This window comes from Microvirga sp. ACRRW (genome assembly GCF_022346925.1).
Taxonomy (GTDB): Bacteria; Pseudomonadota; Alphaproteobacteria; order Rhizobiales; family Beijerinckiaceae; genus Microvirga.
In genome coordinates, this window is the sequence record NZ_JAKRNJ010000002.1 from 57,619 (window position 1) to 78,704 (window position 21,086).

At 61.3% G+C, this 21,086-nt stretch carries 19 protein-coding genes, 1 tRNA gene and 1 pseudogene; 9 read left to right on the forward strand and 12 right to left on the reverse strand.

What is annotated here, in order from left to right:
* Window positions 1-486, forward strand: coding sequence for a UPF0262 family protein (locus MHY87_RS04560; RefSeq protein ID WP_239349868.1), 486 nt, complete (start codon window positions 1-3; stop codon window positions 484-486).
* A gap of 27 nt (window positions 487-513) precedes the next feature.
* The gene (locus MHY87_RS04565; RefSeq protein WP_370644861.1) at window positions 514-972 is read left to right on the forward strand and encodes a low molecular weight phosphatase family protein; all 459 of its coding nucleotides are present in this window, start codon (window positions 514-516) and stop codon (window positions 970-972) included.
* On the opposite strand, the gene MHY87_RS04570 is transcribed toward MHY87_RS04565, so the two are convergent.
* The 3 genes from MHY87_RS04570 to MHY87_RS04580 all read right to left on the reverse strand — a co-directional run bounded on the left by MHY87_RS04570 (window position 937) and on the right by MHY87_RS04580 (window position 2,688).
* The gene (locus MHY87_RS04570) at window positions 937-1,251 is read right to left on the reverse strand and encodes an AzlD family protein (protein WP_239349870.1); all 315 of its coding nucleotides are present in this window, start codon (window positions 1,249-1,251) and stop codon (window positions 937-939) included. The two genes, MHY87_RS04565 and MHY87_RS04570, sit on opposite strands and share 36 nt — an antisense overlap.
* Window positions 1,248-1,949, reverse strand: a complete 702-nt coding sequence (locus MHY87_RS04575) for an AzlC family ABC transporter permease (protein ID WP_239349872.1) — start codon at window positions 1,947-1,949, stop codon at window positions 1,248-1,250. The genes MHY87_RS04570 and MHY87_RS04575 overlap by 4 nt, the downstream gene beginning before the upstream one ends.
* A 70-nt stretch (window positions 1,950-2,019) precedes the next feature.
* A complete protein-coding gene (locus MHY87_RS04580; protein ID WP_239349874.1) occupies window positions 2,020-2,688 on the reverse strand; it encodes a TerC family protein in 669 nt (222 codons plus the stop codon).
* Window positions 2,689-3,136: 448 nt separating this feature from the next.
* On the opposite strand from MHY87_RS04580, the gene MHY87_RS04585 reads away from it, so the two are divergent.
* From MHY87_RS04585 to MHY87_RS04605, 5 genes are all read left to right on the forward strand, one after another.
* Complete coding sequence (locus MHY87_RS04585; protein WP_239349876.1) at window positions 3,137-3,805, forward strand: tripartite tricarboxylate transporter TctB family protein; 669 nt, start codon at window positions 3,137-3,139, stop codon at window positions 3,803-3,805.
* Window positions 3,805-5,307, forward strand: coding sequence for a tripartite tricarboxylate transporter permease (locus MHY87_RS04590; protein ID WP_239349878.1), 1,503 nt, complete (start codon window positions 3,805-3,807; stop codon window positions 5,305-5,307). The genes MHY87_RS04585 and MHY87_RS04590 overlap by 1 nt, the downstream gene beginning before the upstream one ends.
* 61 nt (window positions 5,308-5,368) lie before the next feature.
* The gene (locus MHY87_RS04595) at window positions 5,369-6,343 is read left to right on the forward strand and encodes a tripartite tricarboxylate transporter substrate-binding protein (protein ID WP_239349880.1); all 975 of its coding nucleotides are present in this window, start codon (window positions 5,369-5,371) and stop codon (window positions 6,341-6,343) included.
* Window positions 6,344-6,464: 121 nt separating this feature from the next.
* Window positions 6,465-6,541, forward strand: a tRNA-His gene (locus MHY87_RS04600).
* Window positions 6,542-6,924: 383 nt separating this feature from the next.
* On the forward strand, window positions 6,925-7,602 hold the full coding sequence (locus MHY87_RS04605) for a class I SAM-dependent methyltransferase (RefSeq protein WP_239349882.1): 678 nt from the start codon (window positions 6,925-6,927) through the stop codon (window positions 7,600-7,602).
* Window position 7,603: 1 nt separating this feature from the next.
* Here MHY87_RS04605 and MHY87_RS04610 read toward each other — a convergent pair whose 3' ends face one another.
* The 7 genes and pseudogenes from MHY87_RS04610 to MHY87_RS04640 form a co-directional block, all read right to left on the reverse strand.
* Window positions 7,604-7,900 (reverse strand): hypothetical protein, encoded by a 297-nt coding sequence (locus tag MHY87_RS04610; protein WP_239349884.1) that lies wholly within the window; start codon window positions 7,898-7,900, stop codon window positions 7,604-7,606.
* A gap of 144 nt (window positions 7,901-8,044) precedes the next feature.
* The gene (locus MHY87_RS04615; protein WP_239349886.1) at window positions 8,045-8,212 is read right to left on the reverse strand and encodes a hypothetical protein; all 168 of its coding nucleotides are present in this window, start codon (window positions 8,210-8,212) and stop codon (window positions 8,045-8,047) included.
* Window positions 8,213-8,789: 577 nt separating this feature from the next.
* Window positions 8,790-11,711: an EAL domain-containing protein gene (locus MHY87_RS04620; RefSeq protein ID WP_239349888.1), complete on the reverse strand. Its 2,922-nt coding sequence runs from the start codon at window positions 11,709-11,711 to the stop codon at window positions 8,790-8,792.
* A gap of 277 nt (window positions 11,712-11,988) precedes the next feature.
* Window positions 11,989-12,693: an outer membrane protein gene (locus MHY87_RS04625; RefSeq protein ID WP_239349890.1), complete on the reverse strand. Its 705-nt coding sequence runs from the start codon at window positions 12,691-12,693 to the stop codon at window positions 11,989-11,991.
* Between the two features lie 297 nt (window positions 12,694-12,990).
* A complete protein-coding gene (locus MHY87_RS04630; protein WP_239349892.1) occupies window positions 12,991-13,449 on the reverse strand; it encodes an NUDIX hydrolase in 459 nt (152 codons plus the stop codon).
* Window positions 13,450-13,492: 43 nt separating this feature from the next.
* Complete coding sequence (locus MHY87_RS04635; protein ID WP_239349894.1) at window positions 13,493-14,002, reverse strand: phasin family protein; 510 nt, start codon at window positions 14,000-14,002, stop codon at window positions 13,493-13,495.
* 55 nt (window positions 14,003-14,057) lie between these two features.
* Window positions 14,058-14,420: pseudogene (locus MHY87_RS04640) on the reverse strand (phasin); the annotation flags it as partial.
* Window positions 14,421-14,618: 198 nt separating this feature from the next.
* On the opposite strand from MHY87_RS04640, the gene MHY87_RS04645 reads away from it, so the two are divergent.
* Window positions 14,619-17,318 carry a PAS domain-containing sensor histidine kinase gene (locus MHY87_RS04645; RefSeq protein WP_239349896.1) on the forward strand — a complete coding sequence of 900 codons (2,700 nt, stop codon included), beginning with the start codon at window positions 14,619-14,621 and terminating at the stop codon, window positions 17,316-17,318.
* Between the two features lie 105 nt (window positions 17,319-17,423).
* On the forward strand, window positions 17,424-20,147 hold the full coding sequence (locus MHY87_RS04650) for a bifunctional acetate--CoA ligase family protein/GNAT family N-acetyltransferase (RefSeq protein WP_239349898.1): 2,724 nt from the start codon (window positions 17,424-17,426) through the stop codon (window positions 20,145-20,147).
* Window positions 20,148-20,204: 57 nt separating this feature from the next.
* Here MHY87_RS04650 and bfr read toward each other — a convergent pair whose 3' ends face one another.
* On the reverse strand, window positions 20,205-20,690 hold the full coding sequence (gene bfr, locus MHY87_RS04655) for a bacterioferritin (RefSeq protein ID WP_239349900.1): 486 nt from the start codon (window positions 20,688-20,690) through the stop codon (window positions 20,205-20,207).
* An 84-nt stretch (window positions 20,691-20,774) separates the two neighbouring features.
* The gene (locus MHY87_RS04660) at window positions 20,775-21,032 is read right to left on the reverse strand and encodes a bacterioferritin-associated ferredoxin (protein WP_239349902.1); all 258 of its coding nucleotides are present in this window, start codon (window positions 21,030-21,032) and stop codon (window positions 20,775-20,777) included.
* Window positions 21,033-21,086: the final 54 nt, after the last annotated feature.

The window sequence follows — 21,086 nt, forward strand, 5'->3', positions numbered from 1 at the left end:
ATGTCGAGCACAAGCAAGGAGGGGCACCGCCTGGTGGCGGTCACCCTCGACGAGGCATCCATCGGCCGCGGCAATCCCGATCAGGAGCATGAGCGGGCCATCGCCATCTACGACATTATCGAGGAGAACACCTTCTCGCTGCCGAACTATGACGGCGGCCCTTATGTGCTGCGCATCTCGCTGATCGAGAAAAAACTCTGCTTGGAGGTTTCATCGCAGGACGGCGCGCATCTTGTTTCGCATCATCTGTCGCTGACGCCGTTCCGAAAGGTGATCCGCGATTACGAGATGATCTGCGACAGCTATTACCAGGCTATCCGCTCCGCATCGCCCGCGCAGATCGAGGCCATCGACATGGGGCGCAGGGGGCTGCACAACGAGGCGGCCGAGGTGTTGCGGCAGCGTCTCGACGGAAAGCTCATGGTCGATTTCGACACGGCACGCCGCCTGTTCACGCTGATCTTCGCGCTTCACTGGAAGGGCTGACGCGTGGAAGGCGCGCCTTTGAGACGAATCCATTCGGTTCTGTTTGTCTGCGCGATGAATTCCGTCCGTTCGCCCATGGCCGAGGCGATTGCGCGCCACTACTTCGGCAAGTCCATCTATGTGCAATCCGCAGGCGTGCGCAAAAGCGAGCCGGACGGCTTCATGGTGTCCACGCTCTCAGAAATCGGAATCGATGCTTCCAAGCACAAGCCGCGCACGCTGGAGGAGCTTGAGGAGTGGGAGGGATTGAACTTCGATCTCATCATCACCCTCTCGCCGGAGGCGCATCACGCTGCGCTCGAACTGACGCGCACCATCGCGGCGGATGTGGAATATTGGCCGACGCCGGACCCGACGATCACGCAAGGTTCGCGCGAACACATGCTCGATGCTTATCGCAACATTCGCGACGGCCTGATGTATCGCATTCGCATGCGGCTCAAGCAGAGTTCACAGAAGAGCCCGGATCACGGAGAGGGTGCCTAGGCCCGCGGCGAGACCGAGGAGATCGATGCGCGTTACGGCCATGACGGTGATGGCGGCGCCAAGTGCTACGAGCGCAGGCCATCCGTTGTCGATGGCAACGGGCAGGATCGTTGCGAGAATGATGGAGCCCGGCAATGCGCGAAGTCCGCGTTCGACGCGCGGCGTGATCCGCACATGGCTCATGAGAACCACGCCCGCGATGCGGCACAGGAACGTGACGAGCGTCATGCCCGCAATGGCGACGGCGGCGCCCCACGGGCTTGCGATGAACTCGCTCATTCGATCAGCATCCCTGCAATGACGCCCGCGAGTGCGCCGGCGACGATGTAGCCGTAGCCCGGCAGCAGGGCGTGCGTGATGAATGACACGATGCCCGCCACAAGCCAGGGAAGGGCAGGGCGGGCGCCTTTCCAGAGCGGCACCAGCATGACGCTGAAGAAGATCGGCATCACGAGATCGAGGCCGAAGGTCTTAGGCTCGGGCACGAGCGCGCCCGCGAAGAAACCGACGATGGTCGCGATCAGCCACACGACCCAGAGAATGACACCCGCGCCGAGAAGCACGCCCACATCGCGTCCGCCCTCGTTGTAGTAACGCGTGCCGATGAGCCAGCCTGCTTCCGTGATGAGAAAGAGATTGAGCGCACTGCGGGCGAGGGGCTCGTTGCGCAGCCACGGCTGGAGCGTCGCGCCCAGCAGGATCATGCGCGAATTCACGACGGCGGTGACCGTCATGATGGTGAGAATGGTGGTTGGCGTCCAAACCTTCTGCCAGATTTCGAGACCCACCATCTGGGACGCGCCGGCATAGACGAAGGCGCTCAACCCCACGGCTTCCGCGAAGGACAATCCCTTCTGGGACGCGGCCGTGCCGAAGGCGACGGCGAACATGATGAAGCCGGGAAAAGCAGGCAGCGAGGCACGCGCGCCGTGGCGAAAGCCTGCCATGGAAAAGAAAGGGCGGGGCGAGGAGGACATGAGAATTAAGCTCTCTGCCCTCCAGCATCCCCGCCGTCAATGGTGACGAAGGTTGAGTATCGAAGCGTTCTTAGCCGACCGCACCGTTCAGGAACGGATAAATCTCATGGAAGCCCTCGTAGATCATCTTGAGCGCCACGTAGAGAATGATCGCCAGCCCCACATAGGCGATCCAGCGATAACGCTGGAGCAGGCGGGCGATGTAGGAAGCGGCGATGCCCATGAGGGCGATGGAGAGAAGAAGGCCGAAGGCCAGAATGTAAGGATGCTCGCGTGCCGCGCCGGCCACGGCGAGCACGTTGTCGAGGGACATCGACACGTCGGCGATCACGATCTGCCAGGCTGCCTGAGAGAAGGTCTTGCGCGGAGCGCCGCCGGCAATGGTGCCGTCCTCGTTGAGGTCCTTGCCTTCAAGCGCCTCTTCGGCGGCCTCTTCCTGCTCGTGGGTGGTGCGCAGCTCGCGCCACATCTTCCAGCAGACCCACAGCAGCAGGATGCCACCGGCGAGCAACAGGCCCACGATCGCCAGAAGCTGCGTCGTGATGAGGGCGAAGATGATGCGCAGAACCGTGGCCGCGAGAACGCCGAGCAGGATCGCCTTGTTGCGCTGCTCCTTGGGCAGGCCCGCAGCGGCAAGGCCGATGACGATGGCGTTGTCGCCGGCCAGTGCCAGGTCGATGCCGACCACCATCAGGAAGGCTACGATCTCGGGAGGGAAAAATTGGGAGAGCTCAAACATGCGGTGCCTCGTTGGCGATTGAAGAGCAGCGCGTGCGATACTCTCAAGGAGACGCTTGTCCCGCATCGGCGTGGCCGGATTGACGGCCCTTGCGCATGATGCAGGCTCAACCGTCTTCCTGAACGAATCCAGGCCACCCTGGTTCATCCAGTCCGACATCGCCGCCCAAAGTATGAGCGACCAGAGGGGCCCGGCCTGGCTATAAGGGCGATCATCTAGCCAACCTGGGTCAGTCTATCAAGTCATGCCGCCCATGCTTCCAATGATGCGCCTGTGCCATATAAGGTTTTTTGCCACGCTTCGTTCCACGGGGCGGGTCAAAGGTGGACGGGGCATCTGTTGAGAAGCCTTGGGGTTTTGACGACAAAAGCTTGATCAGGGCCCAGGCCTTGGGCACAAATCGAGCGGAAAAATGAGGGCGCTTCTGGCGCCCATCGGGAGGTCATTCATGCCTGCTTCTCACGAAGGCTCGGGCGTTTCCGGGCACCGTGGGCCGGTTCGCGCACCGCAAGGGATCGCCGGCGGCATCCTGCTCATCGCGCTTGCCGCCTTGGCGCTCTGGCTCACGCGGGATCTCGACCAGGGCACCCTGAACGCCATGGGTCCGGCCATGCTGCCGCGCTGGCTCGCCATCGGCGTCGGCCTGTCGGGTTTGGCCCTGATCGCCTTCGCCTTCATTCGCGACGGCGAGCCGCTTGAGCGCTGGAGCCTGCGCGGTCCCTTCTTCGTTATTCTTGCGATCCTGGCCTTCGCCGTGACGATCAGGCCGTTCTCCCTCGGCTCGCTCACCATTCCGGGCCTCGGCGTTCTGGTGGCCGGGCCGCTCGCCATCATTCTCGGCGGCTATGCGACGAATGAGGCGCGCTTCAGGGATCTTCTCATCCTGGCGCTCAGCTTGACGCCTTTCTGCATGGTGCTTTTCGGCGATCTCCTGAACCTGCCTATCCCGATTTTCCCGCAAGCGATGGCAAGCCTCTTTCCGGCCGACTGGTCGCAAAAGGCGATCATGCGGCTCATGGCAGCTGTTCTGGTCGTGGCCGCGCTCGTGGTTTTCTTCACCACGCGGGGCTCGCGCAAGACCGCCATCGACGTTGCCGACCATAGCGGGAGAATCTGATGAGCGATCTTCTCTCCAACCTGAGCCTCGGCTTTTCCGTCGCTCTCACCCTGCAGAACATCCTTCTCGCCTTTCTCGGCTGTCTCGTCGGCACCCTGATCGGCGTTCTGCCCGGCGTCGGTCCGATCGCGACCATCGCCATGCTGCTGCCGATCACCTTCGGGTTCGATCCGACCGGCGCGCTCATCATGCTCGCGGGCATTTATTACGGCGCGCAATACGGCGGTTCGACCACCGCGATCCTCGTCAACATTCCAGGCGAGGCGACCTCCGTCGTAACCGCTCTCGACGGGCACCAGATGGCGCGTCAGGGCCGCGCCGGCGTGGCGCTCGGCGTTGCCGCCATCGGTTCGTTCTTTGCAGGCACGGTGGCAACCCTCGTCATCGCGGCGCTCGGCGCACCGCTCACCGGTCTCGCTTTGCTCTTCGGGCCGACCGAGTATTTCTCGCTCATGGTGATGGGCCTTGTCTTCGCTGTGGTGCTTGCACGCGGCTCCATTCTCAAAGCCATCGCGATGATCCTCGTCGGCGTTCTGCTCTCCACGGTCGGTCTTGATCTCGAGACGGGCGAGGAGCGCATGACCTTCGGTCTTCCGTTCCTGTCTGACGGTATTGATTTCGCGGTGCTCGCCATGGGCATCTTCGGCATCGCCGAGATCATGCGCAATCTCGACCATACCGAGCATCGCGACGTGGTGCGCCAGTCCATCGGACGTCTGCTGCCGAACAAGGACGACTTCAAGCAAGCCTACAAGCCTGCGATCCGCGGCACGATCATCGGCGCCATTCTCGGCATCCTGCCCGGCAACGGCGCCGTGCTCGGGCCGTTCGCGTCCTATACGCTGGAGAAGAAGCTCGCGAAGGATCCGCGCCGCTTCGGCCGCGGCGCCATCGAAGGCGTAGCAGGGCCTGAATCCGCCAACAATGCGGGCGCGCAGACCTCGTTCATTCCGCTGCTCACGCTTGGCATTCCGCCAAATGCGGTCATGGCACTCATGGTCGGCGCCATGACGATCCACGGCATCATCCCGGGCCCACAGGTCATGACCAAGAACCCGAACCTGTTCTGGGGCATGATCGCTTCCATGTGGGTCGGCAACCTGATGCTGCTCATCATCAACCTGCCGCTCGTCGGCATGTGGGTGCGTTTGCTGAAGGTGCCTTATCGCCTGCTGTTCCCAGCGATCCTGATGTTCTGCTGCATCGGCATCTACTCCATCAACTCGCTACCGACGGACGTGATGTTCATCGCGCTCTTCGGGCTCGTCGGCTACACGCTGATGAAGTTCGGCTTCGAGCCTGCTCCCATGCTGCTCGGCTTCGTGCTGGGCAAGCTGATGGAAGAGAATTTGCGCCGCGCGCTCATCATCTCGCGCGGGTCTCTGGAAACCTTCATCGAGCGCCCGGTCAGCGCGGGCCTGCTCGCTGTTTCCGCAATTCTGCTGGTCATCGCGCTCCTGCCCTCCATACGAAAGGGGAGGGACGAGGTGTTCACGGAGTAGCTTGCCTTCGGGGCCATGCTGCCCACAATGTAAGCCCATAACTTTCCTAGGGAGGAACTTGATGAAGAAAATCGCATTGGCTCTCGCCGCTGTGGCCGGTCTCGCCGCAACGGGCGCGCAGGCTCAGAACTATCCGACGCGCCCGATCACCATGATCGTGCCTTTCGCGGCCGGTGGACCGACGGATGTCGTAGCCCGTATCGTGACCGACCACATGTCCCGCACGCTCGGTCAACAGATCGTGATCGAAAACGTGGCAGGAGCAGGCGGTACCACGGGCATCACCCGTGCTGCCCAGTCGCAGCCCGACGGCTACACCATCATGATGGGTCACATGGGCACGCACGGCGCTGCTCCCGCCCTCTATCCCAATCTTAAATACGATCCGACGAAGGATTTCGCCGCCATCGGCATGGCCGCAGGCACGCCCATTGTCATCGTGGCCAAGAAGGACTTCCCGGCCAACGATCTGAAGGGCTTCCTCGACTACATGAAGACCAATGCCGAGAAGGTGAACATGGCCCATGCAGGCGTGGGCTCGGTCTCCCACTCGACGGGTATCCTGTTCAATTCGATCATCAAGGTGAAACCCACCATGGTGGCCTATCGCGGCACGGGCCCGGCCCTGAACGATCTCATGGCCAACACGGTCGATTACATGACCGACCAGATCGTCAACGTGGCTCCGCAGATCCAGGGCGGCAACATCAAGGCCTTCGCCATCGCGACTCCTGAGCGTTCGCCCGTTCTGCCGAACGTGCCCACCACCAAGGAAGCCGGCCTCGGCGATTATCAGGTCAGCGCCTGGAATGCCGTGTTCGCTCCGAAGGGCACGCCCCCGGATGTGGTGAAGAAGCTCAATGAGGCTCTCGTGAAGTCTCTCGACGACGAGAACACCAAGAAGCGCCTGCTGGAGCTGGGCGGCGTTCTGCCGAGCGCCGAGGAGAAGACCCCAGAAGGCCTCCAAAAGCTCGTCGACAGCGAAGTGGCCCGTTGGACCCCGGTCCTCAAGGCCGCCGGAGCCTCGGCCGAGTAAGGCTTTTCGGTCTAACCCTTTGAAACGGCGGGCCCTTTGGTCCGCCGTTATCATTTCTGCCCCTGCGACCGCAAAGAAGCCTTGAAATTGATCGCAGCCGCGATTACACCCTGCCTCACGTGCAGCCGTAGCTCAGTTGGTTAGAGCACCAGATTGTGGATCTGGGGGTCCCCCGTTCGAGCCGGGGCGGCTGTACCATCCTCTTCGAGGGACAGACCGAGGTCAGCGGCGCGATGCCCTGGCCTTTTTTATTGCCATGAGCGCTTCATGGCTTTGAGATGGCACCGCCTGTTTCAGAAAGCCTCCGATACTGCCAAGCTCTTCGGGAGTAGCGGGATCAATTGCGGTTGTCGCCTGTGCCGTTACTCGAGGAGGTTTCAGTCACCTGCTTTGGCAAAAGCGAGGTATGGCAAAATAGAGGTATGTTGACAGTTCGCCCCATCCGAACGCTGATAACATCGAACAAACCTATCGAACTTCGGTATCTTTAGGCGGGGCTCTCTATGATCAGCAAACCTTTCATCAGGCCTTTGCTACGGCGTGCGGCTGGCTTTGGCTTGGGCGAGTATGTGCTGAGGGTTATGACGGAACCCCCCATTGGATCGGTCGATTGGGCTACTCTGCGCCGTCCGATTCCGGTCAGCCGCTGGTTCGGTTACGACCGTGGCAAGCCCGTCGACCGCGTGTTCATCGAAGACTATCTCGAGCGCAATGCCCCGCGCATCCAGGGAGCCGTCCTCGAGATTGCTGAGGATACCTACACAAAGCGTTTCGGGAACGGGAAGGTGACATCCATCGATGTGCTTCACGCCGTGCCGGGAAATCCTTGCGCAACCATCGTTGCCGATCTGACCGATGCGCCTCACATTGCCGACGAGTCCTTTGATTGCATCATCTTCACTCAAACGATGCAGATGATCTACGACCTTCCGGCCGCGGTTCAAACGCTGCATCGCATTCTCAAGCCGGGCGGGTGCGTTATCGCGACATTGCCAGGGATTACACAGATCAGTCGCATCGATATGGAGAAATGGGGCGATTTCTGGCGCTTCACGAGCGCAAGCGGCCAGAGAATCTTCGAGGAAGCTTTTTCCAAGGAAAATATTTCGCTGGACACTTACGGCAACATTGTTGCCGCAGTCGCTCTTCTGCACGGCTTGGCGAGCGAAGACCTCAAGGAGGATGAACTCAAGATCCGTGATCCCGATTATCAGGTCGTGATCGGAGTTTGCGCAACCAAGAGTCTGAGCACCAGCTGACTTATCGGGCCGCCGTCATTCCGGCCGCTTCCGGAACCGGACTTTTGGTCAGAACGATCTTGTCGGCACGGCTGCAAGAGACCGTGACGAAACCGTCAGAGGCATTGATCCGCACGGTCGTTTCCTCGTCATTGTTGACGAGCTGAACCGGGGCCTCACCCATTTCCTGAGCCGTCTCTGCAATAATGGAAAGGCACTCGGAATAGGGCATGGCGGCAACACGCGTGTTAGCCTCCTCGGCGTGAGCTGAAAAGATTCCGAGAGTGCTGAGCAGGGATGCCACTACCAAGGCTCGCATCGATCTGTCCTCCAACGCCCGGAGATCACCACGCCCGAGGTCTTGCCGCTGTGCCATATCACACATGAAGGCAACGTGCGCGATCCGTGACCCGTTCCTGCCGTCGATGTCGCAGGAAGAAAAGCTCTCAGTTGTGGAGAAAGCTTAGCCGCTCGATTCTTTAAGGTTTGCAAACATCTCGCGGCCACGCTGTTCGGCCTGCTCCAACGCTTGCGCAAGAAGAAGACGTGTCTGCAGTGCCGCTGCCTGATCCTTTTTGGCGAGTGCAGCAAGAATCTTTTCTGCTTCCGCTTCGTGGTGCTTGTCGGGCATGGAGCTTTCTCCTCAAACTCTTGTGTCAGTTTCTCCAACAGCCAGGCATGAGCCGGGGTTCCTGGGCGAAACGTTATGTCGAAAAGCTTGGCTATGCGGCAAGGTGCGCCTTGCGCTCGCGCGTCAAATGTAAGACAGTTCCATTAAGAGCGGGAAGCGTGTCGCCAACGGGCTCTTTCGTGACCTGTTTTCCTCTTCATGCCAGCCTTCAGTCATTGCGTCGCGATGCTGGTCGGACCTCGTTCCGAGCGGCAGACAAATTCCTGTCGATCCGTCTCCATTGCCTTACACGACTTCGATTCCCTTTGAAGTTTCGCATTCAGCCATGATTCATCCCAAAGCCATCAGGGGTGGTCCCATGAAAACTTGCGGACCAGAACCCTTGCAAGATGCCCTCGAACTCAGAGCCCACGTCCGGGGGCTGAAAGCGCTGCTCGAATTTCAGCGCTGGCAAATCGAGGTACTGAACGACAGGCTCTACGCCTCGGAATCGGGAGGCACGGCGGCCAGGCGCCTCCTTGCTCTCAAGCAGAGCGAGACGGATATGGCGCGTCGGAAAAGATCCTCGCGTTAAACGCTATCCGCGTCTCTTCCTGGCTTTTGGAAACAATCCGTCGAGTTCGGGGATGTTGAGCTGACGCGGGTTCCAGGAGGACACCAGGTCCGGGATGAGTCTGCTCGGGCTTGCCATGCCGAAAAGAAAACCCTGGCCGATGTCGCAGCCTTGGCTTCTCAGGAACGAAGCCTGCACGGCCGTTTCCACGCCTTCCGCGACCGTGACGATTCCAAGGCTCTTGCCCAGCCCGAGAACGGCCTGAAGGATTGCGGGATCGTCGGGATTGCCTGCGAGGTCGTTCACGAAGGAGCGGTCGATCTTGATGATGTCGACCGGGAACTGCTTGAGATGCGAGAGCGAGGCATAGCCCGTTCCGAAATCGTCGAGCGCAATCTTCACGCCCTCCTCGCTCAGCATGCGCAGGCTCTTCTCGATATATTCCGCGCCCCGGCCGAGGAACACCGTCTCGGTAACCTCGATCTCGAGGCAATGGTTCGGAATGTCAGCCGTCCGCAGACGCTCCAGAATGCGGTCTGCAAACTCCATGCCTCTGAATTCAGCTGCGGACGCATTGATGGCGACATGTCCGAAGGCAACGCCGTCCTGTAGCCAGCGGCGCATGTCACCGAAGACCATGTCGTGCATCTGCTTGCTCAGGGCAACCGCAAGATGCGGATCGTCAAAGGCTGCCTGAATGCTGCCCGGCAGCTCGATGCCCGCGCGAGGATTGCGCCATCTGAGGAGCGCCTCGAAACCTGCAAGCGTGCCGGAGGACAGGTGGACCTTGGGTTGATAGAAGGGCTCGATGCTGCGTGCATCGATGGCTCCGCGCGCATTGTTGCGCATCTCTACCTTCTGCTGAGCCTCCGTTCGCATGGACGGCTCGAAGATCATCACCTTGTCCCGGCCCGTGGCTTTAGCCGTGTAGAGAGCAACATCCGCCTGCTTGAGAAGGTCGACCGTCTCCTCAGCGTGATCCGGCCAGATGCTGGCGCCGATGCTGGCATGGCAATCGAGCATGCGCCCCGCATAGGGCAGGGGTCTTTGCAACTGCTCCAGGATCGGGGCGATGATGGCCTTGACGTCCTGCTCGCCGTCGATGTTGGGAAGGATGATGGCGAATTCATCGCCGCCATTGCGGGCAACGGTGTCGATGGGGCGCACAGTTGCGCTCAGACGATTTGCAACCGCCTGCAACACCGCGTCGCCTGCGTCGTGGCCCAAAGTATCGTTGATCTCTTTCAAGTGGTCCACATCGAGGATCATCAGGCCGAGCTTGCGTCCTTTGCCGGTGGATTCCTCAAGGGCCTTGTTCAGACGGATCTGGAAAAGCGCGCGGTTGGGCAATCGCGTCAGGTGATCGTGATGGGCTGCCCAGATGATTTTCTCCTCGGCTTCCTTCTGCGCCGTGACGTCGCTGATGATGCCCTCCAGGAAGAGCGGCTCGCCGGAGGCGTCATAGATGCATTGCCCACGATCGGCCACCCAGCGGACTTCCCCCGCTCGGGTCGTGATGCGGTACGTGATGTTGAAGACCTGCTTCCTCGGAATGCTCTCCAGGATCGCTTCCTCGGTCATTCGCACATCATCCGGATGAATGATTTCGCCCCAGGTGAGCTTGTTCTCCAGAAATTCGCTGGCGGCGTAACCGCTCAACGCTTCCGCGCCTTCGCTGATGAAGGTGAAGGGCCACGGAGCGGCGATGCTGCACTGGTAGACAAGGCCCGGGAGGTTATCGATGAGGGTATCGAGCTGGCGCTTGCTCTCGATGAGATCGGCCTCTGCCTGCAGGCGCTCCGTCAGGTCGCGGGAGATGCCGACCACGCCGACGATCTCGTCATTCTGTCGCCATGGCACCTTCACGGTCTGGAATTGACGGGGCGTTCCCCGCACGGAAATCACTTCGTCGATGGTGATCGGCTCGCCCGTGGCCAGCACATGCCGGTCGGACTGGGGATGAATGTCGGTTGGATCGTCCGAGAAGATTTCTCTGTCGACCGCTCCCTCGACTGGTCCGATGATTTCACTCAAGCGGCGGTTGGAGAACACGAAGCGGCCTTCCCGGTTCTTCACGAAAATCAGATCCTGGATGCTGTCGATGACAACCTGAACCAGGTTTCTGCTCTCGCGCGCCTTGTCTTCCGCCGTCTTGCGGTCGTGGATATCTTCGGCGACCGTAATCGTCGAGACTGGCCGTCCTGCCTCGTCGCACACGAAGCTGACATTGACTGCGCACCATATGGCTGTGCCGTCGGGGCGCACATAACGCTTCTCGATTTGGAACGGTTCGGCTTTTTCCAGCTGCTTCAGAAAGATGGCCGTGTTCCAACCGATATCCTCCTGGTGGGTGAAGGCCCGCATCGGCAGTCCGTCCAACTCCTCCCGGCTGCGTCCCACGATGTCGCAATAGCGCTGATTGACCATCAGCACCCGATGATTGAGATCCCGGTGCAGGATGCCCACCATGGTCTGTCCGAAGACGGTGGCAAGCTGCCTCTCTCTGGTCTGCAGGGCTTCGTCGGCGGCGCGCCGTTCGGTGATGTTGCGGAAGATCACCATGAGGTCGCTGCCCACGGGCGTTGCCTGCACCTCATACCAGGCCGACAATGGTTCGAAATAGGCTTCGAAGATCCGCTGCGTGCGGTCCGCCATGGCACGGCGGTAATTCTCTTCGAAGATCGTGTCGCGCGCTTCGGGAAATCTCTCCCAGATGCAGCTACCGAGCATGTCCGTGCCGGATTTCAGCTCTGTTGCAGCCCGTGAATTGAAAAATATGAAGCGCCAATCGCTGTCGAGGAAGAAAAGGCAGTCCGACGTACTTTCCACGAACGCGCGCGCATAGTTCGACAGCCCAAAGGAGAGGGGAGTTTCATCCTGGATGTGGAGCTGCTCACGCGTGCTGGATAAGCGCTGACGCAGCCATGAATGACCCCAAAGACGCATGAAGCGGCACTCTTGAAACTATTCGCAGCCTAGGGACTGAGAAAAATTATTCTTGGTTTTGATCTGTCCTGCGCTCAAGCAGGGTGAATGTCCAGTGTTGTCAATGCGGTAAATTATGACGTCGTCCCTTGCCGCGATGCAACCCTCAAAAAGCATAATGGCGTGCGGGTCTCATCGAAGCAACGGAATATCGTGTGATCTCTGAAGTCGAGCCTTCGGCAAACAAAAAGGCCCGGCGAAAACGCCGGGCCTTTTCAATTTTAAGATGCTTGATGGCTTAGTTGAACTTGTAGTTCAGGCCAGCGCGCACCACGCCGAATTCCGTGTCGCGGCGAATGTTCACGCGGTCGGCCTGGGTGTAGTTGTCGCTGGTGTCGAGGTTCACGTAGAGACCTTCGACCTTCGCGGTGAACTGGTTGGTGAGGGCGTATTCGACGCCGCCGCCCACGGTCCAGCCCCAGTTGTTGCTGTTGCCGCGATGGAAGCCGAGCTCGGTGTCGAGGGCCTTGTTGCCGCCGATGTCGCCGTAAGCGAAGCCTGCGGTGCCGAACACGAGAGCGCGGTCGAAAGCGACACCGGCGCGACCGCGGATCGTGCCGAAGTAGCCGTCCGAGTCGCCGGCATAATAGGTGCTGCCGTAGGACGAGCCCTTGTTGCCGACAGCGGCGTACTGGAGGTCAGTCTCGGCGCCGATGACGAACATGCCGAACTGATAGTTGTAGCCTGCCTGAGCGCCGCCGACGAAGCCGCCCTTGCCGCGACCGGGCACGCCGAAGGCCGGGTCATAGTAGCGGCTGGTGCCGGTGCTCCAGCCGTAGCCGGCGTTCACGCCTGCATAGAAGCCGCTCCACGTGAAGACGGGCATGGCGTTGTAGGCGGGAGCCGGAGCGTAGCGCGAAGGAAGGTCGGCTGCCTGGGCGGTCGATGCGGCAATGGCAAGGGCTGCGCTGGCAGCGAGAAGAGCGAGAGAGGAGTTACGCATTACATTCATTCCATTCTTGAACAACAAAACACGCTAGGCATTTCTTGCCTGTCCCCGGTGTAATAAGCTCCAAAGGGGTACCTCTGCAATATGATTGCCTGGATTTGCTGGCGTCATGCTTGACGATTTATGAACGTTTACTTCTCATAAACCATGAGGCGCCTGGGTGATTGCTATGGCAGATCTTTCGAGTAGGGATGGCGTTCTGAGTTAGACCAGCCGACTCGAAAGCCTAGAGACATAAGAAACTTTCGCCCTGCCTTCGGCGGGGCTTTTTCTTGTCTTTTTCCAAGCTCTTTAAGTGTTGCCGACGGATCGGCTCATGGTCTCCGCCCGCTTCGCGATCACATCGACATCCGCGCTCATGGGCAGCGTTATGGGATCGAGTTCGCCGAGAGGAAACCAGCGCGCCTCGAGCGCATCGTCGGCGGCGAGCGGAATGCCGGACAGCCAGCGGCAGCGCACGGCGATCAGAATATAATGGTGATGGATGCCGCCATCCTCGGAGGGCACGAGGATGTCGAGCGTCGTGATGACGTCCTGAGCCTCGCCCGTGACGCCTGTCTCCTCCAGAAGCTCGCGGGCCGCGGCGGCCATGACCGTCTCGCCGAATTCGATCTTGCCGCCTGGAAAACCCCAAAGCCCTGCATCCGGCGGGTTGGCTCTGCGCACGAGAAGTGCGCGGCCCTCTTGGATCACGACGGCGATCACAGCGGGAACAGGGGAGGGCGCATGAAAAAAGGCTTGGCCAGTCATGACCAAGCCTTATCGCATGAGGCTGACTTTCGATAGCAGACGATCAGCGCGCCTGCCGCAGGATCGCCGATTGCAGCGGCTCCGCGCTCTTCGTCATCCAGCGGGCCGTGGTTTCGGCCACATCCTTCCAATGGGCGGAAGCCGTCTCGAAAGCCTGACGCGCTGCACCCGTCTGGGCGTTGAAGCCGTCAGGCTGCCGGGAGTTGTCGATGGCCGTGCGCCAGAGATCGAGGGCGGCATGGCCCTGAACGCTCAAAGCCTGGATGATCTTGTCGTTCACCTCGAGAACGCCGTGAGCGGAAGCAACGACCGTCTCGCGCACGGCCTGACGGATCGTCTCGCCCTGATCGCGGAGAGAGAAGGTAAAGGGCTCGCTCTCCTTGGTCTTTGTCTCGGTGGAGACGGAGGCCTTCTTTGCAGGCGCGGCTTCCGCCGGTGCGATCTCGCTCAGCGCGGCGACAGGCTCTGCCGCCAGTTCGATGAGATCCGCCTTCGGCGCATCGGCTGAGGCGCCCTTGGGAGTGCGGGCCCTGGTCTTCTTGGTTTCCGTCATCGTGCTTCCTCGCGATGATGTCCTTGAGGGAAGGTGCTTACTTCTTCGAGCCCGGCTGCTTCATGGCGTTCTGGGCCATCGAGCCGAATTCCTTCATCTGCGTCTGCATCGCCTCGAACTGGCTGCGGACGAACTCGGCCTGGATCTGCATGGCTTCCTGGACGTCCTTGGCGCGAACCATGCGCTGGGCGAGGTCGAAAGCCGCCGTCAGGTTCTGCTCGGCGTAAGTGAAGGTCTTGCGGGTGGCGTCCTTTGCGCTGGCCTGGACCGTGTTCGCGGAGCCCTCGAAGGTATCGACGGTCTTCTGGGCAGCGCCCATGAAGCCATCGATGGCCTTGCGGGCCTGCTCGACGCTCTTTTCGGCAAAGTCGCGCATTTCAGCCGGAATTTCGTAGTTCTGGTTCGGATTCGTCGCCATGGGTCGCTCTCCTGTAAGTTCTATTGTGCAGTGCAATATCACATTGTGCGATGCAAAATCAACTGCCTTGAGACCTGCCCATTAAGGTTACCTGAAAGTAAACGGATTCAAGGGCTCAAGCTTGCTGCCTCCTTGCCAACATTGGTCTAAAACCCTTTGAATAAGGTCACTCTGTGTAGGTGTGAGATCGAGGCCGCCATGAACGGGGCTCCCAACCAGTACGAAACGCTGATCGCGCGGCTTGCCGCCGAGCCGGATCTGGCCCTCATGGCCCGGCCGGGAGCGCCCGTGCTCGTCTGGGACCGCGGCATCGAAAACCTGCTCTGGGCCTCGTCTGCGGCGGAAGGCCTTGCTGAGGCCTTCAAGGATAACGGCAGCCTCAACCCCGATCTTCGCGCCCGCGACCGCTTGAAGGCCTTGGCGGCCGGAGGCGCTCCCCGGGAGGGCGCTCGGCTGGAAAGGCTACGTCTCAACCCGGTCCGCCCGTGGCAGCCTGTTCCGTGCGCTTGCCGTCTGGCGGTGCTGGAGAATGGGGAGGAGGTTCTCGTCACCGCTCTTCTCGGGCCTGTTCCAGCCGGATTCGAGCGTGCGCATGCACCTGTCCCGGAACGCCAGATGCTTTCCGAGCGCCCGGTCCCGCATACGGACGAGGCGTCCGCCGCGCAGGAAAAGCCGCGCGGCTCTATCCGCTTCGTCTGGCATGCCGATGCGCGGGCGACGTTCACGCAGGTATCGCCCACTCTGGCCGATGCCGTCGGCGCGCGGGCAGGGGGTATCGTAGGGCAAACATGGGATGAGCTGGTCGGCACGATCGTCTCCGACCCTGAAGGCGCCGTTGCAGGGCTTCTCGCCCGTGGGGAAACCTGGAGCGGGCGCACGATCTATTGGGCGATGGACAATCGGCCCATGGAGGTCCCGGTCGACTGGGCCGGAATGCCGGTCTTCGGCGCGGACCGTGAAATCATCGGCTTCCGTGGCTTTGGATTGCTGCGCATGGATGAGATGCGCGAGCGCGAAGCGCAATCCACGAACAATCCTAATGTCGAGGCCTTCCTGACAGATGCCGCTTTGCCTTTCGCTCCCCCGGAGGAGATGCAGTCCGAAGGACAGGATGCGGCAGAGACGCCTCCCGGCGAGGAGGAAAGTTGGTTTGCCCAGCTGCGCGACCGGGTAGCCGAAGCACTTGCCAGCACGAAGCCCGCGGAGAAGCAGGCCGAGCGCAATGAACCCGCTCAGATGCCGGAGCGTCCGGCCCCGGCATCAAGCCTGTCCTCCGCAGAGCGCAATGCCTTCCGCGAGATCGCGCGCGCCTTGGGCGCGCGGCTGGAGGAAAAGAATTCAGTCGCCTCTGCGCCTGCGGATGAAGCCGTCGCGCAACAGGACTTCAGCGACGAAGACACAGCGGCGGACGAGAAGCCGGAGGCTGCACCTGCCGCTCCCGCAGCGCCGAATGATGCCGACCGCATTCTCGACCGCATGCCGGTCGGCATTCTGGTTCATCGCGACGGGAGCATTCTCTTCGCCAACCGCTTTCTTCTCGATTTGACAGGCTACGAGACGGCCGAGAAAATCACGAGTGACGGTGGTCTCGTGCAGCTTTTCCGTGGCTCGCCCGCGCTCAGCCAATCGGCGGAGAACGACACGGGGTTCACTCTCACGAGCCGTTACGGCGAGAGCGTTCCCGTCGGCATCCGCACGTCCGATGCGGAGTGGAACGGCGAGCCTGCGCAGGTCATGCTCGTTCGCAAGACCTTTGGACAGAACAACGCGCAGCCTCCGCAGGATGATCGCGTGCATGAGCTGGAGTCGATCCTCGACACGGCGACCGACGGCGTGGTCATGTTCGACGAGGCGGGCCGCATCCTCTCCATCAACCGTTCCGCCGAAGCGCTTTTCGGCTATCGCCAGCGGGAAGTGGCAGGCAATGCCATCACGGTCCTGCTCGCGCCGGAAAGCCATAAGGAGGTTCTCGATTATCTCCAAGGCTTGCGCTCGCCGGGCGTTGCAAGCCTGCTCAACGACGGGCGCGAGGTGCTTGGCCGCGAGCGGCAGGGCGGCACCATTCCGCTGTTCATGACGATGGGGCGCGTGAGCGAAGGCGAGAACCGCAAGTTCTGCGCCGTGCTGCGCGACATGACTACCTTCAAGAAAGCCGAAGGCGAACTCGTGGGCGCCAAGCGCGCGGCGGAAGAGGCGAGCGCGCAGAAATCGGATCTTCTCGCCAAGATCAGCCACGAGATCCGCACGCCGCTCAATGCCATCATCGGTTTTGCCGAGGTGATGCTGGAGGAGCGCTTCGGCTCCATCGGTAACGACCGCTATAAGGAATACCTGCGCGACGTTCACGCCTCTGGCTCGCATGTGATCAGTCTCGTGAACGATCTTCTCGATCTGGCGAAGATCGAGGCAGGGCGTCTGGAACTGTCGTTCACCGGCGTGAGCCTCAACGAGCTCGTTGCGTCCTGCGTTACGCTGCTTCAGCCGCAGGCCATGCGCGACCGCATCGTCATGCGTACGAGCTTCGCGTCCAAGCTGCCGCCGGTGGTGGCCGATGAGCGCTCCGTGCGCCAGATCGTGCTCAACCTCGTCTCCAACGCCATTAAGTTCACCGATGCGGGCGGGCAGGTGATCGTCTCGACGGCAGTGACGGATCGCGGCGAGGTCGCCTTCCGCGTGCGGGATACCGGCATCGGCATGACGGCGGAGGAGGTCGAGGCCGCCCTCGAACCGTTCCGCCAGATCGCCACGTCCCGCAGAACCGGCGGGACCGGTCTGGGCCTGCCGCTCACCAAGGCTCTCGTGGAAGCCAACCGAGGTGCCTTGCAGATCTCCAGCAACCCCAACGAGGGCACGCTTGTCGAAGTGATCTTCCCGCCGACTAGGGTTCTGGCAGAGTAGCGTCTTCCTTCAGGGCGGAATTGGACACGGGATATTTGACCCTTTCGTTTTAAGCATTAGCTTTGGGGACTGTTTCCCAAGGCCTTCCGAGACGAAGGATCGTCAATGTCCACCTATCGCCTCGATACGCTGTTTGCGCCCCGGTCCATCGCCGTCGTCGGGGCAAGCCCTCGGCCCGGCTCCCTTGGGCTCACATTCTTGAAGAACCTGATTCATGGCGGTTTCGCGGGAGCGATCTATCCCGTCAATCCGCATCACAGGCAGATCGAGGATCTGCCGTGCTTTTCCTCCATCGCCAAGCTTCCCGAGACGCCCGATCTCGTCGTCGTCGCCGTGCCGCCGCGCAACGTGCTGGACGTGATCGAGGATGCGGGTAAGCGCGGTGTCGGCGCCGCCATCATCGCGACCGCCGGTCTCGGCCATGGCGCGGATTCCTTGTCCGAGAAAGTCAGGCTCGCCGCGAGGCGGCACAGCCTGCGCATCGTGGGGCCGAATTGCATTGGCGTTCTGTCCCCCCGCGCGCGCATGAATGCGAGTTTCGCGGCCCATGATGCGAAACCAGGCGATCTCGCGCTCATTTCCCAATCGGGCGCGGTTGCGGTGGGGCTCGTGGAATGGGCGGCGCAACGTCAGGTCGGTTTCTCCGCCATCGTGTCGCTCGGCGACAAGATCGACGTGGATTTCAGCGACTGCCTCGACTTCTTCTCTGCTGACGCCGGCACGCGCGCGATCCTTCTCTATATCGAGTCCATCGACAACGCGAAGAAGTTCATGTCGGCGGCGCGCGCTGCCGCACGCATCAAGCCTGTTGTGGTGATCAAGGCCGGCCGCCACGCGCAAGGCGCACGGGCAGCCGCCACGCATACGGGCGCCCTGGCAGGATCCGATGCCGTCTACGATGCTGCGTTCCGCCGCGCGGGCCTGCTGCGCGTGCTCGATCTCGATCAGCTCTTCGCCGCCGCCGAGACGCTCGGACGGCAGAAGCCGTTCCCCGGCAATCGCCTTGCGCTTCTCACTAATGGCGGCGGCGTGGGCGTTCTCGCAACCGACCGGCTTATCGACATGGGCGGAACCCTCGCCGGCCTCTCGCCGGAAACGCTCGAAAAGCTGAATGCCATTCTCCCCGATACATGGTCGCAGGGCAATCCGATCGACATCATCGGCGATGCTGATCCGGCGCGTTATGCAGGCGCACTTGAGGCCTTGCTCGACGATCCGCAGAATGATGCGGTTCTCATCCTGAACGTGCCGACGGCGGTCGCTGGCGCTGCCGATGTGGCGCGGGCCGTCGCGGACGTGGTCAAGCGCCATCGCGCCAAGGGCTATCAGCAGAAGCCGGTTTTTGCCGCATGGATCGGCGAGGATCCGGATTCCGCGCGTGTGTTCGAGGCGGCGCGCATTCCGCATTATGCAACGGAAGCCGACGCGGTGCGCGGCTTCATTCAGCTCGTGCGCTATCGCGAGGCGCAGACGCAGTTGATGGAAACGCCGGATAACCTGCCGCACGATTTCTTACCCGAACCCGAGGTGGCCCGCGCCATCGTGGCGGAGGTACTGGCGCAAAACCGCCGTTGGCTCGATCCGCTCGAAGTCGATGCGCTGCTCAGGGCCTATGACATTCCGACCGCGCCCGTTGTTCTGGCAAAGACGCCCGATGAAGCCGCAAAGGCAGCAGGGCCTTTCCTTGCCGAAGGCGGAAGAGTGGCAGTGAAAGTGCTCTCGCCCGACATCGTGCACAAATCCGACATCGGGGGCGTGCAGCTCGATCTTCCCACGGAAGAAGCAGTGCGTAAGGCGGCTGCCGATATTTTCGAGCGAGCTGCGCGTCTTCGTCCTGATGCCTCGCTCAAGGGCGTCACCGTTCAGCCCATGGTGCGCCGGGCGAAGGGACGCGAGCTGATCGCCGGTCTTGCCGATGATCCGTCCTTCGGACCTGTCGTGGTGTTTGGGCGCGGCGGCACGGCGGTGGAGGTCATCAACGACAGGGCACTCGCCTTGCCTCCGCTCGACCTGAAACTTGCGGACGATCTCATTGCCCGCACCCGCGTGTCGCGCCGTCTCAAGGCCTATCGCGATGTGCCTGCAGCCGACGAGCGTGCGATTGCGCTCACCCTCGTGAAACTCGCGCAGCTCGCCGCCGATGTGCCGGAGGTGCGCGAGCTCGACATCAATCCCTTGCTCGCGGACGACACGGGCGTCATCGCGGTGGATGCGCGCGTGCTCGTCGCACCCGAGACCCGGAAGGGCAGCGGGCATCCGCGCTTTGCGGTGAGGCCTTATCCGACCGAATGGGAGCGCATCGTCACCCTGCGCAATGGGCGCTCGGCTTTCATCCGGCCCGTGAGGCCGGAGGACGAGGAAGCGTTCAAGCGCTTCTTCGAAAAGATCACGCCGGAAGATCTGCGCCTTCGCTTCTTCGCGCCCGTCCGCGATTTCAGCCACACCTTCCTCGCGCGTCTCACGCAACTCGATTATGCCCGCGCCATCGCCTTCGTGGCGTTCGACTGGGAGACCGGCGAGATGATGGGCGCAGTTCGCGTGCATGCGGATGCGAACCACGAGACGGGCGAATACGGCATTCTCCTGCGCTCCGACCTGAAAGGCCTCGGCCTCGGCTGGACGCTCATGCGTCTCATGATCGAATGGGCGAAGGTGGAAGGTTTGCGTGAGGTGGAAGGGCAGGTGCTGCGCGAGAACACCACGATGCTCGACATGTGCCGCAATCTCGGCTTCTCCGTGCGCATCGACCCGGATGATCCGGAATTGCGCCTCGTGACCCTGCCCATCGCTTCCATCGAAGAGCCCGAAAAACTGGTGGAGCCGATTTAAATGCAAAACGGCCCGCTCTCAGAGCGGGCCGTCATATTCTGGCGAAAAGGCGGAGCCTTAGTGATCGTGGTCGAGGCCGCCGATATGCTTCTGAGCGTAAAGCTCGACACCGACCTGCTGGACAAGATTGAGCTGCGTTTCCAGGAAGTCGATATGGCCTTCCTCGTCAGCCATCAGCTCTTCGAAGAGGTTCTTCGACACCCGGTCGCCGATGCTGTCGCAATAGGCGGCGGCCTCACCATAGAGGTTGCGGGCGTCATACTCGGCGGCGAGGTCCGACTCGAGAATTTCCTGGATGTTCTGGCCGATGCGCAGGGGATCGAGAACCTGCAGGTTGGCGAAGCCTTCGAGGAAGATGATGCGCTCGATGAAGCGATCCGCGTGATGCATCTCTTCAATGGATTCCTTGCGCCAGGCCTTGGCAAGTTCCTTGTAGCCCCAGTCGTCGAGGAGACGGTAGTGCAGCCAGTATTGGTTGACCGCCGTCAGCTCGCTGCGCAGGCCGCGATTGAGATACTCAATAACCTTCGGATCGCCCTTCATCCTACCCTCGTCTTAAACAGCACCCGGGAGCGCCGGGTAGGCCCTGTTTAGAATACTTATGAAGTAGGAGGGAAGCCCTAATATTCAAAGGGTCGGTTCAGCGGCTGCTTTTTCCAAGGAGGCTGGGCAGCACCCGCGCTGACAAGCGGCAAGAGGCTCGACACCCGCATCGAGCAGGGCTTGGTCCATGATGGCCCGGATGGTGCGTGCGCAACGCCCGCAATTGGGGCTGCAGCCGAGGCAGCGATAAACCTGCGCGGGCGTGCGCGGGCATTCCGGCCCCGGCTTGAGGCAGGCCTTCACATCGCCATCGGATAGGATGTTGCAGGAACAGACGATCATAAGGAGTGCTAGTTTAGAATTATTAAAAACTATGTTTGATTTCAAACACTTAGC